The sequence below is a fragment of the Photobacterium obscurum genome (assembly GCF_026191635.1).
Taxonomy (GTDB): domain Bacteria; phylum Pseudomonadota; class Gammaproteobacteria; order Enterobacterales; family Vibrionaceae; genus Photobacterium; species Photobacterium obscurum.
In genome coordinates, this window is sequence record NZ_JAKRRW010000004.1 from 257758 (window position 1) to 274097 (window position 16340).

16 protein-coding genes and 1 tRNA gene are annotated in these 16340 nt (G+C 45.5%); 9 read left to right on the forward strand and 8 right to left on the reverse strand.

The window, feature by feature from the left end; genetic code table 11:
- The first annotated feature begins 58 nt into the window (after window positions 1-58).
- The gene (locus tag MD588_RS07310) at window positions 59-1564 is read left to right on the forward strand and encodes a thymidine phosphorylase family protein (RefSeq protein WP_265696399.1); all 1506 of its coding nucleotides are present in this window, start codon (window positions 59-61) and stop codon (window positions 1562-1564) included.
- 2 nt (window positions 1565-1566) lie between these two features.
- On the forward strand, window positions 1567-2505 hold the full coding sequence (locus MD588_RS07315) for a ribose-phosphate diphosphokinase (RefSeq protein ID WP_265696400.1): 939 nt from the start codon (window positions 1567-1569) through the stop codon (window positions 2503-2505).
- Between the two features lie 147 nt (window positions 2506-2652).
- Here MD588_RS07315 and MD588_RS07320 read toward each other — a convergent pair whose 3' ends face one another.
- Window positions 2653-3552 carry a chemotaxis protein gene (locus tag MD588_RS07320; protein WP_265696401.1) on the reverse strand — a complete coding sequence of 300 codons (900 nt, stop codon included), beginning with the start codon at window positions 3550-3552 and terminating at the stop codon, window positions 2653-2655.
- 565 nt (window positions 3553-4117) lie between these two features.
- On the opposite strand from MD588_RS07320, the gene MD588_RS07325 reads away from it, so the two are divergent.
- The 4 genes from MD588_RS07325 to MD588_RS07340 all read left to right on the forward strand — a co-directional run bounded on the left by MD588_RS07325 (window position 4118) and on the right by MD588_RS07340 (window position 7815).
- A complete protein-coding gene (locus MD588_RS07325; RefSeq protein WP_265696402.1) occupies window positions 4118-6466 on the forward strand; it encodes a glycosyl hydrolase family 18 protein in 2349 nt (782 codons plus the stop codon).
- A 219-nt stretch (window positions 6467-6685) separates the two neighbouring features.
- Complete coding sequence (locus MD588_RS07330; RefSeq protein WP_265696403.1) at window positions 6686-6877, forward strand: hypothetical protein; 192 nt, start codon at window positions 6686-6688, stop codon at window positions 6875-6877.
- 224 nt (window positions 6878-7101) lie between these two features.
- Window positions 7102-7176, forward strand: a tRNA-Gly gene (locus MD588_RS07335).
- Between the two features lie 189 nt (window positions 7177-7365).
- Window positions 7366-7815: a dCMP deaminase family protein gene (locus tag MD588_RS07340; RefSeq protein ID WP_265696404.1), complete on the forward strand. Its 450-nt coding sequence runs from the start codon at window positions 7366-7368 to the stop codon at window positions 7813-7815.
- Window positions 7816-7876: 61 nt separating this feature from the next.
- On the opposite strand, the gene MD588_RS07345 is transcribed toward MD588_RS07340, so the two are convergent.
- The 4 genes from MD588_RS07345 to MD588_RS07360 form a co-directional block, all read right to left on the reverse strand.
- Complete coding sequence (locus tag MD588_RS07345) at window positions 7877-8590, reverse strand: DUF2076 domain-containing protein (RefSeq protein ID WP_265696405.1); 714 nt, start codon at window positions 8588-8590, stop codon at window positions 7877-7879.
- A 193-nt stretch (window positions 8591-8783) separates the two neighbouring features.
- Window positions 8784-9353, reverse strand: a complete 570-nt coding sequence (locus MD588_RS07350; protein WP_265696406.1) for a YceI family protein — start codon at window positions 9351-9353, stop codon at window positions 8784-8786.
- A gap of 2 nt (window positions 9354-9355) precedes the next feature.
- Window positions 9356-9892 (reverse strand): cytochrome b, encoded by a 537-nt coding sequence (locus MD588_RS07355; RefSeq protein WP_265696407.1) that lies wholly within the window; start codon window positions 9890-9892, stop codon window positions 9356-9358.
- 301 nt (window positions 9893-10193) lie between these two features.
- Window positions 10194-10832: an HAD-IA family hydrolase gene (locus tag MD588_RS07360; RefSeq protein ID WP_265696408.1), complete on the reverse strand. Its 639-nt coding sequence runs from the start codon at window positions 10830-10832 to the stop codon at window positions 10194-10196.
- Window positions 10833-10968: 136 nt separating this feature from the next.
- Here MD588_RS07360 and MD588_RS07365 point away from each other — a divergent pair, with 136 nt between their 5' ends.
- Complete coding sequence (locus MD588_RS07365) at window positions 10969-11724, forward strand: DeoR/GlpR family DNA-binding transcription regulator (RefSeq protein ID WP_265696409.1); 756 nt, start codon at window positions 10969-10971, stop codon at window positions 11722-11724.
- 130 nt (window positions 11725-11854) lie between these two features.
- Here MD588_RS07365 and MD588_RS07370 read toward each other — a convergent pair whose 3' ends face one another.
- A complete protein-coding gene (locus tag MD588_RS07370; protein ID WP_265696410.1) occupies window positions 11855-12559 on the reverse strand; it encodes an HAD family hydrolase in 705 nt (234 codons plus the stop codon).
- Between the two features lie 516 nt (window positions 12560-13075).
- On the opposite strand from MD588_RS07370, the gene MD588_RS07375 reads away from it, so the two are divergent.
- The gene (locus MD588_RS07375) at window positions 13076-13783 is read left to right on the forward strand and encodes an EAL domain-containing protein (protein ID WP_265696411.1); all 708 of its coding nucleotides are present in this window, start codon (window positions 13076-13078) and stop codon (window positions 13781-13783) included.
- 104 nt (window positions 13784-13887) lie between these two features.
- Here MD588_RS07375 and MD588_RS07380 read toward each other — a convergent pair whose 3' ends face one another.
- Together MD588_RS07380 and MD588_RS07385 are read right to left on the reverse strand one after the other, a co-directional pair.
- A complete protein-coding gene (locus MD588_RS07380; RefSeq protein ID WP_265696412.1) occupies window positions 13888-15273 on the reverse strand; it encodes a class II fumarate hydratase in 1386 nt (461 codons plus the stop codon).
- Window positions 15274-15284: 11 nt separating this feature from the next.
- Entirely contained in the window at window positions 15285-15668 is a 384-nt protein-coding gene (locus MD588_RS07385; protein WP_265696413.1) for a hypothetical protein, read from the reverse strand.
- A 385-nt stretch (window positions 15669-16053) separates the two neighbouring features.
- On the opposite strand from MD588_RS07385, the gene MD588_RS07390 reads away from it, so the two are divergent.
- Window positions 16054-16335 carry a PepSY domain-containing protein gene (locus MD588_RS07390; RefSeq protein WP_265696414.1) on the forward strand — a complete coding sequence of 94 codons (282 nt, stop codon included), beginning with the start codon at window positions 16054-16056 and terminating at the stop codon, window positions 16333-16335.
- Window positions 16336-16340: the final 5 nt, after the last annotated feature.

The window sequence follows — 16340 nt, forward strand, 5'->3', positions numbered from 1 at the left end:
TTTCTGTATTGATGACGTACTGTTGATTACGATAAATAAATAACCCAAGGGATGAGTTATGGGAAAAAAACATCAACTAATTGCCATGGATATGGGCATCGATACCCATCAGGAGCCTGTCGTATACATGCGCAGCGACTGTCATATTTGTCGTGCCGAAGGTTTTACTGCAAATTCCCGCGTGACTGTTGAATTTGGTGGCCGGCAACTGATAGCAACGTTGAATGTCGTTGAGCAATATGTATTACCTCAGCATCATATCGGTTTTTCGTTTGTGGCATTTAAACGCCTAGGGGTTGCTACCGGCGATAGAGTGCGGATTAAGCATGTCCCCCTGATCTCATCAGTGAGTGCGGTACGGAAAAAGATTTACGGCCATGAACTTAGCGATGTTGAAATCAGATCCGTTATTGCTGATATCAATACCCACCGTTACAGCGATATCGAAATTGCCAGTTTTTTAAGTGTCTGCGTTGGGGATAGGCTGAGTTGCGATGAGGTTATTTCACTTACGAGGGCAATGGTTGATTGCGGCAAGCGCCTTAGCTGGCCGGGACATGAGCGGATTTTTGACAAGCATTGTATCGGAGGCTTGCCCGGTAACCGCACCACACCATTGGTGGTTGCGATTGTGAGTGCTGCTGGGCTGGTTATCCCCAAAACGTCTTCTCGTGCTATCACTTCGCCGGCAGGTACCGCCGATGTGATGGAAACACTCACCAATATTGATTTAAATCTGGATGAAATCCAAACGGTTGTTGCGAAAACCGGTGCCTGTCTGGCATGGGGAGGAGCCGTGAATCTCAGCCCTGTCGATGAGGTCTTGATCCGTGTCGAGCGAGCATTAGAGCTCGATGGTGAGGGACAGCTGATTGCCTCGGTGCTATCGAAAAAGATTGCTGCCGGATCAACCCATGTACTGATTGATATTCCGGTAGGAGATACCGCCAAAGTACGAACTCAGCAGGATGCAGAGCGTATTGCTGCTCTGTTCAACCGGGTTGGATGTGCGCTGGACATTGAGGTGCGCTGTATTATCAGCGATGGCAGCCGCCCTGTTGGTAGGGGGATTGGGCCCGTCGAGGAAATACGGGATGTATTGGCTGTTCTTAATTCACATGACGATGCCCCTAAAGATCTTCGCCAGCGGGCGTTGAATCTAGCTGCTCAGCTGTTGGACTTTGCCGGTGATCAAGGTATCAAAGAAGCGATGAGTACTGCGATTTACTTGCTTGATAGCGGAAAGGCCTGGCAGCAGTTCCAGCGCATTGTTGCCGAGCAAGGCGGATTCAAGCCTCTGCCAGTTGCCAAGCATCGTAGTATCCAATACGCCCAGCATAGCGGAACAATATGTAATATTGATAACCGACGATTGGCACGTTTGGCTAAGTTAGCAGGAGCACCGGGAGAGGCCTGTGCTGGACTTCGTTTACACGTTAATGTCGGTGACACAGTCAAACAGGCGGCACCTTTGTTTACGCTATATACCGAGAGCTTAGGTGAGCGCGATTACGCACTGTCTTATTACCGTGACAACGCCAATATGTTTGAGATCGGAGAGTGATCATGCACACTACCTTAGTAAGTACAGTTTTGTTTTCCCTCGAACCTCACCCACTTCACAACACTTTGTGTGAGAAACTGCCAGCAATACCCGGGCATCACAGCTATCGCCACTTTCCTGATGGCGAGTCCTATTTACGTATTGAGACCGACGTTCAGGGGCGCCACTGTATGGTGTTAGCCGATCTTTCGTACCCGGATAAAAAAATATTACCACTGCTTTTTCTGGTTGATACCTTGCGTGAGTTGGGGGCGGCTTCTGTTGGGCTCGTGGCTCCCTACTTGAGCTATATGCGTCAGGATAAGCGTTTTGCCGCTGGAGAAGCGGTGACTTCGAAGACATTTGCCTGTCTATTGTCGCAGTATGTCGACTGGCTAGTGACCGTTGATCCGCATCTCCATCGCTATCATGCTTTGAGTGAGATATATTCCATTCCATATAGGGTGATTCACGGGGCACCATTATTAGCCCAATGGCTGGAAGACCAATCGGAAATATTATTGGTTGGCCCTGATGCGGAAAGTCAACAGTGGGTGTCTCAAGTGGCAGAGCAAAGTGGGCACCCTTATGTTGTGGGAGAGAAACTGCGCCGAGGTGATCGTGATGTTGTGGTCTCTTTACCAGACTTGGCTGCGTGGAAAGCACGGACGGCAGTTATTGTTGATGATGTGATTTCTAGCGGACAAACGGTAATGAAATGTATCGACTCGCTTCAAAAGCAAGGTATCGAACAGATTTTGTGCGCTGCGATCCACGGAATCTTTGTTGAAGATGCTGAACAGCAACTTATGAAAAAAGGTATCTCTCAATTAATAACAGCGAACTCAATTCCTCACCCTTCAAATGGACTCGATCTGAGTGAACTATTACTTGCGCCGATCCTAGAGTGCCTAGAGACGGTCGATGACTTGAAGCGCTTTAATACCGACTGCCAAGAATGATCAAACACTTATGCTAATTGGTATAAGCCCACATAACTGTGGGCTTACAGGGGACTCTCTGGGGGGACTCGGGCTGATTGTCTGCCCAAATAAGGTTCTGCCTACGGTGTAGCTCTGTCAATCACACTCTCAATAGATATGATGAAATCAAGAGACTGTACTGATCTGTTCAGCACCTCGTAACATTGCATGGATCAATTCGTTAGCTTCAAACTTTGTTAGTGCCTCGTGCGCCCCAACCTGGTGAGCCTGGGAGACACTGATTTCACTTGAGAGTGAAGTGTGAAGAATGATATAGGCATGATTCATATTGCTGCTATTTTGGACTTCGAACGCCAATTCATAGCCATCGAGCCCCGGCATTTCAATATCACTGACCAGAATATCGAATGGAGAGCCAACGTCAGCAGCATGCTGGAGCATATTTAACGCATCATGGCCATTCGTCGCAATGAAATAGGGAATACTGATACTGTCGAGAGCCTGCGATAACTGGCGGCGGGCAACGGCGGAATCGTCGACCAGCAAAATTTTTAGCGGTCGAAGAATTTCACGTTGAACGTCTGTTAGCACGGGGTGCAGGCTATCCGGAGTATCCGGAAACACTTTTGATAGTAATAGTTCAACATCAAGTAATTGAACAAGTTTGTCTTCAACGGTCATGACTCCGGTGACAAAAACATTACTTCCCAGAGCGCTCGGTGGCGCATCAATGTTATGCCAGTTACATTCCGTAATTTTATTGATCCCACGGACTAAGAAACCGACAAGCTTACGTCTGCAATCGGTAATAATGATGTAGCAGTCTTTTAGCTCATCTTTGGTTAGTGGTGGGTAGCCAACCGCTTTCGCCATATCAATGATAGGTAACGTATCACCTCGGAGACTGGCTGCTCCTAACACTGTTGGGTGTGAATGCGGGATAGCTGTCAAAGGAGTATAAGGAACAATTTCTTTGACCTTCAGAGTACCAATTGCGAATGACTGAAGTGCTGTCAGTTGAAAAAGCAGCATGCCCTGAGATTGATTAGTTGCAGTTTTGATCATTATTCAATCCCTGTTTGCGCGTAATAAAAGACGTTAAGTACATATCCAATATAGTAACTTTTTGCCAGTTTAATAGGAATTGATGTTATTGACTTTATGATTATTTATTGATCTTGGTATAGGAAAATAACAACTTATCAGGTGAATCCTAATTTGTATGGGATTGATGTCTGTATACAGCCCGAATCTGGCGACTGAACACAACCTTCTGACTTATTTTCCCTATTGAATATTCTATGCTTTAATTCCTTCCAGGTTGTCTTTTTGACTGGTGAATTGGAATCAATCTTGGTTGTTTTTGCCGCTATTTACAAGTTTGTTACATGTTTTATTGAGATGTTTTTGAAGTTTTCCAAATATTTTCGCGAAACAAAAAAACATCACTAACACTTACCTCATACACATTGCGAAGGTATTTTTCAGGACTTAAATCTGTTGAATTTTATGTTAAGCGTTTGATGATTCATCAGGCCTTGAAAAACGCCGAAAACAATCGTGCTCTGGTGGTAACCACATAAATAAGTCGGTACCTCATTATTTCAAGAACCATGACGTGGAGTAAAACATGAAAAAGGGATTGAACCTTACCAAAATAGCTGGCGCTGTTGCTGCAATGCTAATGACAGGGATGGTAAGTACCGTCTATGCGGCCCCGACGCATGACAAAAATGTGATTGGCTATATCACTCAATGGGAAGCATGGAAAGGCTCGAATGCAGGCTTTAGCGTGAAAGGGGAAGCCACCCACCTTAACGTGAATATGGATATCTATTCTATTTTAAACTTCTCCTTTTTCGGGGTTGCCAAAGATGGAACGCTGCATAGTGGGGATTTGAGAAATAAGAGTATTTACCAACCGAATGCCGTTCAAGAGCCAGGCCCGCTGCTTCATCCGGATGTTTACTCAAGTTGGGATTTCCATATTTTATGGGGTGAGCTGGAATATATTCATCAGTTCCCTGGTACTGAACCTTGGGAAGCGGAAGCGCGTCGTAAAGTAGAAGAGCAAGGCTTTGCCAAATCAGGCAATGGCTGGGTTCATACCCCGACGGGTATTGAAGGACAGTTTCCTATTCCACTGAAAAAGGCAGGAGGCGCACCTGGTTTGATTGACTTGGCACACCAGAAGGGGGTGCAGGTCATGGCTTCTTTAGGTGGTTGGAGTATGTCTAAGCACTTCCCTGAAATGGCTGCAGATCCGGTTAAAAAGGCCCGATTCTTGGAAGATGTAGACAAGCTGATGGCATTGGGTTTTGACGGCATTGATATTGACTGGGAATACCCAGGGACTGGAGGCATGAACTTCCAGGGCAATCCAGAAGATTACGGCAATTTCGAGCAGTTGATGGAAGATATCCGTGAGCGTATTGGTCCGAACAAACTATTGACTGCAGCGTTCTCAGCATCGACAGCTAAGCTGGAAGGCTACAACTGGCCTCGTTTGGTAGCCTCAATGGATTACTTTAACATGATGACTTATGACCTGAATGGTGGTTGGTCGAATGTAGCAGGACATAATGCGCCGCTTTACCCATACCCAGAAGAAGAGTTTGCAGGCCTGAACCTTGACCATTTGAAGAGCTGGATGGCTGCGAAAGGTATTCCTTCCGATAAGATTAACTTTGGTGCGGCATTTTATGGCCGTGGTGTTCAAACGACCGAAGCGACTGCTTATGTTGGTGCTCCGACCGACAAGCGAACCGTAAACTTTAGTGTAGACGGTCCGACAGAGTCATCGGTTGATTTGGATAATTGGAAAGAATTTGAAGGCCAGCCAAACTATAACTACATCATGCAAACTCCGGGCTGGCAGCATATGTGGGATGCCAGTGCCGAGGCGCCTTACGCTGTGAAAGGCAAGTATTTCCTTAGCTATGATGACGTTCCTGCAATCGAGAAGAAAGCCCAGTACATCGTTGATAACCAACTTGGTGGTGTGATCGTTTGGCAGGTACACGGTGATATTAAGTGTGAGGGAACGTTCGTTAGTTACGGCAGTAAGCTTAAGCAATGTACTAAGTTGAGCTCACCTTTGGCTGAGGCGATTGATCGAGTATTCAGTGCCGATGTTGTACCGAATAATCCACCAGCACTGGCTGTTCCTTCTTCGCAGACCGCCGATGCCGGTCAAGTAATTAGCTTTGTGGTTTCCGCGACAGATCCTGATACAGATCCGCTATCGTTTAGTGTAACCAATGCGACAGTCGTCGATAACGGCGATGGTAGTGCGACAGTAACGTATCAGGCTCCAAATACAGCAACCGATCTGCAGGACGTTGTGACGGTAATGGTGAGTGATGGACGTAAGAGCGTAGCCAAAGATGTTGTTGTGAATGTAAAAGGTAGTGGCGTAGTGGACAATACGGCCCCAGAGCTAACTGCACCAACTACTGTCACCGTCGACAGCGGCCAGCCAGTTGTGATTGTGGTTTCTGCTGATGATGTTGATGGCGATACGCTATCGTATACAGCTTCTACTGGTAGCGTTGTGAATACACCGACAGGAGCTGATATCACGTTTACCGCCCCAACGGTTACCGTTGATACCGTAGTTGATGTTGTCGTGACAGTGTCAGATGGCCAGGCCACAGATTCGGCGACTGTAGTTGTAACGGTAAAAGCTGATACCGGCACGGGTGAAACGACCTGGGATCCAAATAAAGTTTATAACACTGGTGATTCAGTGACTTACAACGGTGTGAAGTATACTGCGAAGTGGTGGACTAAGGGCGAACAGCCTGGAAGTAGCTCTGTGTGGGCCGAGTTTGATGACGGCAGCGTCAAAGATTGGCGTGCAGAAAAAGTCTATAACGGCGGTGATCAGGCGACGCACAATGGGAATACTTACCGTGCGAAGTGGTGGAGCAAAGGTGACGAACCTGGCAAAGCGGGTGGTCATTGGGAACTAATCTAGTTTGAGGATGGTGGCCTACCAAGCTACCGCAATTTATAAGGTGTTCTGCTTGTAAATATCAGTGATGGCACAACATAATTGAGGGATACTCCCTAAGTAAACAGCCCTGTAATTTACAGGGCTGTTTTGATGTTAGGTAATTGCAAGACAAATATAAAAGCCAGCACTATATTTAAGGTGTCACTTGGATGTTTGGACATTTGATAGAGGTGGGCGGATATGGAATTACGTAATAAATCAGGAGAGATAGCCAAACTTGCTGATAACCTGACAATAAAAGAAATTGTTGATATGGGGTTTTCGCTAGACATTTGTGATGAGAGCTATGACCCGAATGAGCATTGGACAGTGAGTAATAAGGCGAAAAAGGGTGGTAAAGAGGGAGAGTACCCTACGGATAAGTCGAAATAAGTCTCGTTATTTAAACCAAAGCTGGCACTTAGCCAGCTTTGGTTTTTTAGCGCTTACCTCAAGTGAAATACATAGCTATGTGGTTGTTTGTTAAGCACCTATTGTACCTTTTTGTGAGGTGAGTCAGGTTTTGAAAATCAGTACTTTATTTCGGAAGTAAATCTGACATTATGAATACAGTTCGATGCAAGATGATTTGGTATCACTACCAGCCACCTCATTAAGCGGGCATCGTATAATGGCTATTACCTCAGCCTTCCAAGCTGATGATGCGGGTTCGATTCCCGCTGCCCGCTCCAAGCTTCCTCTCTTTATAATTCCCATTATCAGACAGCAAATGAAGCGCGTTTTGCTATTTGTTGCTTTTGTTAATAGTCCACCAATCTAAGCAAAGAAACATCAACTTCACCTTTATCCCCTCATAATCGCTTGAGAAGAGATGTTAAGTTTTGCAAAATAGCGAATATCGATAAAAAAAGGTAAAGAGCATGATTTCTAAGTGGGCTACGCGCTTTTTTCAAATGGCTGAGTTGGTAGGCTCCTGGAGTAAAGACCCATCAACACAAGTGGGTGCTGTGATCACGGAAGGTAATCGTATTGTTTCGGTTGGTTTTAATGGTTATCCGCACGGTATTTCCGACAGTGCTGATACCGATGATCGTGAGATGAAGCTGCTAAAAACCCTCCATGCTGAAGAGAATGCAATTTTATTCGCCAAACGTGACTTGGCGGGTTGTGATATCTGGGTAACACACTTCCCTTGCCCTAACTGCGCTGCGAAGATCATCCAAACGGGTATTTCGACAGTACATTGCCCTGAGCAAACAGAAGATTTTCTTTCTCGCTGGGGTGATAAGATTAAGGTTAGTCAGGACATGTTTATTCAGGCGGGTGTAACTGTTGATTGGTTGCCGCTTGATGAGTTATCTAAACAATAGATGCAGCTAATAATAAGGCCACTTAAAAGTGGCCTTGAACTTATCTTACTGAATTTGATGATTAGGCGTCGTCGCCGAAACCGAAATCATCGCCACCACCGAAGAAGCTGTCATCTCCACCAAAGCCTGTATCATCTGATGGAGCATTAGCAAAGCTGTCGTCGAAGCCACCGTCACCAAAACCAGCATCACCGAAACCGGAGTCGCCGAACCCGGCATCGCCAAAACCACCAGTGCTTTCGGTGTAATCAGAAGCAAAGCTTGATGAATCATCAAGGAAACCTCCAGCGCTTTCTTCAGCCGACGCTAAGCCTTCGTCGATAGCTGCATCTGGAGCTGTGTCAGCTGCAGCCATCGCATCAGCAGCAGGATCATCGTTGTTGAAAAGGGCATTACTGATCATGTTACCCGCAACCATACCGACGGCAACGCTAGCCGCAGTTTGCATAAAGCTACCAAATGCACTTGGCTGGTGGCTTGGTTGAGGCGGCTGGGGAGCCGGGCGGCTACCTCCCATCATTTTGCTCAAAGCACCGCGGTTGGCTTCTGATTTGTGGTGCTCTGCACACTTTTCGAGATATTCATTTTTTTGCTTCATCTCTTTAAGCGCCATTTCCTGTACCAGTACCGCCTGGGTCAGTTTATAAATAGCATCTTGTTGTGAACCGATCTCTTGACTGATCAGGTGTTCAGCATCCGTATCTTTCGCCTTGTTTGGGCTTTGTTTCAGTTTATCGGCGACGTTTTGGATCAGCTCTTTTTCTTGTGGTGTCATTCTTCTTTACCTTCTCAATAACGTAATTACCAGACTGTAATCACGCTCGTTATTATGACTGCCATCCTAGCGCATGGTTCATATTTCAATCTGTTAATATGCGTAACGAACTGTCGTGGTTGCCGTGATAATAATCAAAACTAAAAAATCCGGCATAAAGCCGGATCTTCAAGATCGTTTTTGGGGGGCGTGCTTACTGACGAATACCTTCTACATGAATCTCCAGATCAGCATAGCTCGCAGGACCCATAACTTGAATGCCGAAGTCTTTCAGTTCGATGCGCGTTGTACCGGTGAAACCTGCACGGTAGCCACCCCAAGGATCTTCTCCTTCGCCAATGAATTGGGCATCAATCGTAATCGGTTTTGTCTGGCCGTGAAGTGTCAGGTCGCCATTGATAGCCATTTCACCGTTGCCTTTTGGCGTAACTTTGGTGCTGGTAAATGTTGCCGTCGCGTATTTCTTCACATCAAGAAAATCTTCGCTGCGTACGTGTTTGTCACGCTCAGCATGGTTGGTATCGAAACTGCTGGTGTCGACGTTTACGTTTACTTTTGAGCTCGATAGGTTCATTGGATCATAGCTGAAGGAGCCCTCAAACGTATTGAAGCGTCCTTTGATCCAGCTATATCCCAGGTGGTTGATTTTCAGGTTGATAGAAGCGTGGGCTCCCTTAGTATCAATGGCATAGTCTGCTGCTGTAGCAATAGACGGTGCTGAAATTGCAGTTAACAGACCTAGAGCTAATAGATGTTTTTTCATGTTTACTTTACTCCCAACATTTTTTTTAACGTGTTGTCTTTATTTATAAAGTGATGTTTTAAAGCAGCAAGTGCGTGTAGAGCAGCCAGCCCGATAAGGCCGAATGCAAGGTAATAGTGAATTTCGCCGGCAATATCAGCTTGATTCGGGAAAATTTCCCCCAAAGCTGGTACCGAGAACCAGTTGAAGACTTCAATTGCACGTCCGTCGGCGGTTGAAATCAGATAGCCTGAAAAGAATAGCCCAAATAGCATGAGGTAAATCACTCCGTGAGCCAGTTTGGCGCTCATGACTTCCCAACGTGCACCTTCAATTGGTGGGTGGCCTTTTAAATGTTTCCAAAGCAGACGGAAAAGGGTTGCGAGGGCTAAACAAAGACCGACAGATTTATGCCAGTGTGGAACAGGCTTATACCACTGTGAGTAATAGTTCAGATCAACCATCCATAAGCCAATGGCAAATAAACCTACGACTACAACCGCAGACAGCCAGTGAAGCGTAATAGATAGCCAATCATAATTTTGGGGTGTATTTTTCATCGCTGATGTTCAATCTGTTTGAATTCTGAATAGCTTTCATTTTAGGTTTAATTTCACTAAACATAAGTCGCGGGAGTTGAACAACAACATCAAATTATTTGAATGAACTATTCAGTTTGGTATTCGTTGGTTGAAAAGCGGAGACTTACCTAAGTAGATATAAGATTAGTTCGAGTGTGGCCATAGTAGAAGTTCATGAAACAGTCTTACTTGAATCACAAATAGTAGGAAGAGCAGCTCTGGCAAGAGGGAAGTTGCATGAGAGCCGCTCTGTGGTATTAGTTATCGAGGTGTCTGGAAATTAGAGAACTATTTTCAATTGTTGATTAACAGCTTGTACCGAGACTGAGCTCATGTCTTGAACATAGGCTGTGATCTGAGGCTGAATATTGGTATGACCTGAGAACATGACTTGTACAACCTCCATGCCTGCCGCTTTGGCACTTTCGATTCCAGACTTTGCATCTTCAAATACTAGACATTGCGAAGGTTCAACTTCCAGTTTTTCCGCGCCAAGGAGGTAGGATTCAGGGTGTGGCTTTCCATTAATAACATCATCGGCAGTAATTAGAATATTTGGAATTGGCAAGCCGGTTTCTGCAAGTTTGGCTAGCGCTAATTCTTTGGAACTCATGGTAACAATTCCCCACGGCAAGCCATCTAAAGAATTTATCAGATCTTTAACTCCGGGAATAACCGAGACACTGCCAGCATGCATAATTTCCTGCTGTAATAACCGTTCATTTTCTGCATGAACATTTAGTTCAGGTTTAAATCTTGGGATAATTTCCATCCCTCTGCAGCCATGTACTTCGGATAGCAGTCTGTCCTTATCCACATTGTGTTTCTTCGCCCACGCGGTCCAGACTGCTTCGACACAAGGTGTTGAATCGATCAGGGTTCCATCGAGGTCGAATAAGATTGCTTGAATATCTAGCATAAAAACTCCAAAACCAGCAAAAAGCAGCATCCGCGAACTTGATTCATGCATGGTAGCGCACTATCGCGCACGTTTACAACTGGAAATTATGCGTAATTCCAGTAAAATCACGTAAAAACATGCAGAGAGCGGCAATATGTTACTGGAAGAACGGCAAAGTAGAATACTAGAGATGCTGCGAGCACAAGGACGAGTGTATGCAGCCGATTTGAGTCAGCAGCTTGAGGTGTCAGAAGATACGGTTAGGCGCGATTTGAATAGCCTGGCACAGCAGGGAAGGCTTCGCCGGGTGCATGGGGGAGCATTGCCGTGCCAGCATGACTTAATCGATTATCGGGATCGAAAAGATGAAGTAGAGCCAACAAAGCAAGCGATAGCCAACAAGGCGCTTTCATTTATCAAGCCGGGGCAAACGGTGTTGATTGATTCTGGCTCTACCTGCTTGCACATAGCGCAAAATTTGCCGAGTCATTTTCCGTTTACGGTAGTAACACCTAGTCCTCTGATTGCGACTCAGCTGATCTCACACGAAAATATTGAGCTTATTTTAGTGGGGGGGCGTGTCTTTAAGCCTGCGATTATGTCAGTCGGGGCGGCAACAAATGCGATGCTGCAGGAAATTAATTTTGACCTCTGCTTCCTTGGAATCTTTGCCTTACATACCAGTGGCGGTTTGATGATTAATAACCTAGAGGAAGCGCAAACACTCAAAGTGATGATTGCCCAGTCGGAAAAAGTCGTCGGCTTAGCGGATGCCAGCAAACTGGATAAGGTTGGTACTCATTTTATTGCATCTTGCGACAAATTATCGGCTTTGGTAACCAGTGAGGACGCCAACGAAGCGATTCTTGCCGAGCTTATGGAGCAGGGTGTAGAAATCGTTAAGGCATAAGGGATTAGTAACCAGCAAGCCTATTTTAGTGTTAAACCACCTAGAAAGGGGAGGCCTTTCTAGTGAATGGGGCTTGCTGATATCACTCAAAAGCCCATATTTTTGAGTCGATTGAGTATAGGCTTACTGGCTAGCGCAGAATATTATTTTCGTGACGCCAGTCCATGATAGTCCATTCCTGCATCTGAGCATGAAGCGCCAGAGCGGGATCCGGGTTGACGGCAAACGGGCGGTCTACTGCGTCGAGCATAGGCAGATCATTGATGGAGTCGCTGTAACCGTAACTGCCTTTAAACTGGGTATTTTGTTCTTCTAGCCATGCTTTCATTCTAACCACCTTTCCTTGTTGATAGCTGAGTGTGCCTGTTGTGTTTCCAGTGAATATGCCGTTGATCTGCTCTAAATTAATTGCAATGGCATCATCTGCACCAAGCATATTGGCAATAGGCTTTACCAAGTGCTCGCCCGTTGCTGAAATAATTAGAATTGTATCGCCACGTTGCTTGTGCCATTGGATTCTCGCTAGAGCGTCTGCGTAAAAGGCAGGCTTGATCTTTAGCTCTATGAATTCTTCAACTAGTTGGGAAAGCGTAATGCTATCCATGCCGGCGATAGGTTTGAGCGTTGCTTGCATATAAGCATTCATGTCCAGAGTGCCTTTCACATAGGCTTTCATCAGCTCCTGCTCTTCAGCCAGCAGCGAGTTGGAAGCAAGGCCTTTTTCGACAATGAATGCGCTCCATAGGCTTGCGGAGTCTGCCGCAATAAGGGTTTCGTCGAGATCGAAAATGGCGAGGTATGGAATATTGCTCATTGCCTGATTGTTATGTGCCAAACTACTTTTCCTTTAGTCATTTCTTTGATTATGCGGAGACAGCTTAGATAAGGTTTATGACGTTTTTTTTTCATTCTAGTGTACTTTTAGAGGCAGTTGATGCGGGCTGACATGCTGTATTGCTGCTTTTTAACGTACAGCTACTATGTCCTCAAATCAGCACCTTGCCTACGCGGCCCGATCTGCCCACCCAGTCATTATCGCTAAAACGAGCACCTTGAGGTAGTTTGGGTATAAATGTGGAGGAGATAAAATCAATATATTGTCTCAACCATGACACGCAGCGAAGTATGGTATTGCTGTATAGTGCGAAATGAATTTGTGAGCTGCTTTCTAACTTCTTAAATAGTGGCTGTGAAAGTGTTTGTGATTATTTATGTTTAACAATACCTCTTGTTAAACCTCAGTGAATATGGATAGTCAGTGGGAAAGATATTAAGGACAAGGAGCGAACTTGAACATCACCTAATTCCCTTAGGTGATGGAAGCTTTAATGCGACATACAACGGCTATATTATGAAAAGCGCATTTCAACCGATTGTTTGTTCATCGGGACAGCGATTTGGATATGAGGCGCTACTGCGTGTTTTTGATAAAAGAGGCACTCAGATAAGAACTGAGCCTTTTCTTACTTCCTGTATCATGAGTGACAGTGACCGAATTAATCTGGATCGTCTGGCGAGGGTGATTCATCTACGTAATTTTGCTCGGTTCCTGTCTGTAGGTTCACTATTCCTGAATATGGCCCCCATCGCTGCCCTAGATGCACATAGCCAGGTATTAACCCAGCATTCGTTGATTCCAAGAGTTAACGAGCTAGGGCTATCGATAGATCAGGTTTATTTTGAAATTCTTGAGCATCACTGCTCCAGTGATCAAATGCTCATTAATTCGCTGCAGAATATGCAATATCATGGGATCAGAATTGCTATTGATGACTATGGTATTGATGGCTCTTCGGAAACTCGGGCTCGCCAAGTAAATCCCGATATTATAAAAGTCGACAGAAGTTTGTTGGTTGAGTATATAGATGGGAAGCCTGATAGCTTGCATGATGCGATAAAATTAGCGCGAGAGTTAAATGCCAAAATATTGGTTGAAGGCGTAGAAGATGAGCGCTGCTATCAAGCGGCGAAGCGACTGGATGTCGACTATATGCAGGGCTATTATATCGGTCACCCGGAATTGGTTCATGACTTAACTTATCAACAGGAGCCGGCTTAGCTTCAAGTTCTTGCCTGTCGGATTTCAATTCTCACTCTCCGCTTGTGTAGTAAACAGAGAATGAGAAAAAGCAATCGAGTTCGTAGATTCGCCTCGGTATCTATTTAGTGGGCTACGCCTCCCTGGGTTAATTTTTCTGGGTTAAGCAACTTTTCCAACTCTGTACGGCTAAGTTCCGTTTCTTCTTCAGCGACATCGATAATAGGCCGTTGCTCTTTGTAGGCTTTTTTGGCTATTTCCGCGGCTTTTAAGTAACCGATAACCGGATTTAGTGCCGTGACTAGAATAGGGTTCTTGGCCAGTGCTAGCTGTAAGTTGTCTTCGCGTACCGTGAAGCTGGCAATAGCTTTGTCAGCCAGAAGTGATGATGAACTTGCCAGCAGTTCAATACTCTGGATGAGATTAAGGGCGATCACCGGCAGCATGACATTGAGCTGGAAGTTACCCGATTGGCCTCCGATAGTGATTGTCGTATCGTTGCCAATAACCTGAGCCGCAACCATGGCGGCGGCCTCGGGGATGACTGGGTTGACTTTCCCTGGCATGATGGATGAACCAGGCTGCAGAGCTTCCAGTTCAATTTCACCTAGTCCCGCGAGAGGCCCTGCATTCATCCAACGCAAATCATTCGCGATTTTCATGGTCGCGACAGCGGCGGTTTTTAGCTGGCCGGACAAGGCGACAATGGCATCTTGGCTGCTTAGGTTATAGAAAAAATTATCACTGGAGGAGAAACTGATTTCTGTTGATACAGAAATGTTATTGGCAAATATGGCGGCAAACTCCGGCTCAGCATTGATCCCTGTTCCAACGGCTGTCCCTCCTTGTGCCAGTGCTGTTACATTCTCCAGCGCATGAGTAATACCAAGCTGTGCCATTTCTAGCTGCATTTTCCAGCCCTGTAGCTCCTGGCCGAGTGTTACGGGCATTGCATCCATCAAATGGGTTCTACCTGTTTTCACGATGTGACCGACTTGCTCTGTCTTCTTATCAATCGTCTCTATTAGGTGGTTTAGCGCCGGAAATAACTTGAAGTGGCAGGCAAGGGCGGCGCTGACCTGAATGGTTGTCGGAATAACATCGTTACTACTTTGGCCCATATTGACATGATCATTTGGGCTGACGCTTTTACCGCATTTCGTTGAAGCTAAGGTCGCAATCACTTCATTGGCATTCATGTTCGAGCTGGTACCGGACCCCGTTTGGAATACATCAATCGGAAATTGCGCCAGATGCTGACCGTCAATGATTTCCTGGCAGCTGTCGATGATGGCGTGGGCTACATCATGATCGAGTAATTGCAGCTCTAAATTGCTACGTGCCGCAGCTTGTTTGACAAAAGCGAGCGCAATGATGAACTGAGTAGGCATGGTGATGCCGCTGACCGGGAAGTTGTCAACTGCGCGCTGAGTTTGTGCCTGATATAGAGCGTCTTCCGGGACGTGAACATCGCCCATGCTGTCTTTTTCAATGCGATAACGGGAGGTCATGGTTTTTATCCTCAGAGTCCAGAGCTGTAGTGAAGTTGCAAGAGGTTACGTTGTAATGACTGTAGCTGCTTGTCACCATGTGCGAAGTGGCTGTAATACTTTTTCAAGGCCAGCAACGGGTAGTGAATATGATCAATGCAGATTCGGCGGAAAATGCGCGAATGCCCTTTATGATTAATGGCGTCAACAAGATGAAAGAAAACGCGACGTAAAAAGAGTTCTTGTAAGATAGGGTTATAATTCGGTGAATGACGACAGTAGAAAGAAGCCAGGTTAAGCCCAGACTGAATAAAATCGATGATAATATCAGGCTCAAAACCGGGCACGACAGGATGGTTAAGATATCTATCTTCTGCTTTGAAATACGTATTGTAGAGCAGTGCTTGTTTTTCCATGGAGCTGTCCCTAACCCAAGGTGGCGTTAATGATAATTATTATCACTCGAGTGGGCGGAGTGCAAGTTCAGTTGGTCTAATTACTAAAGTTTATACTAACTTTTATCCTCTTCTCTTTATCGAGCTAGCTCATATGCTTAAATGGCTATCAGGGCTTAGCTGTTGTGGGATAGCGTCCAAAGTTGAGCGGTAGTTTCACTATAGGGAACATGCACTTGGTTTACTCATTTGTCGAGCCATTCTCGCTATGCTGTTTATTAGAAGCTTTATTGTACTTAGAAGCATATTACGTGATCGGATTCACAATCATCGCCGGAGCTAGGTGATAGATATGCTGGTTGCTCTGGTATGATGACGTATCAAGCATTTTGGGGTAGGAAGTTGTATGAAATTATTAATAGCTAATTCGCCTTGGTTTTTTCTGGTGAGTATATTGGCTGTAGCCCCGGCACAGGCAGATCCGGTTGAAGCAACGAGTTCAAATGCGTTGACGGTACCCAAGGCAATGAGAATGTTACAAAACCAGGGTTACCACGATTTTAGAAAGATCAAAATCGAACGGGATGAAAATGAACTAGAAGTTGAAGCCAGAGATAAAAGTGGTCACCAGGTCGAACTGGAAATTGATCTCTATACCGGCAAAATTCTTGATATTGAAACGGATTAGGTTGA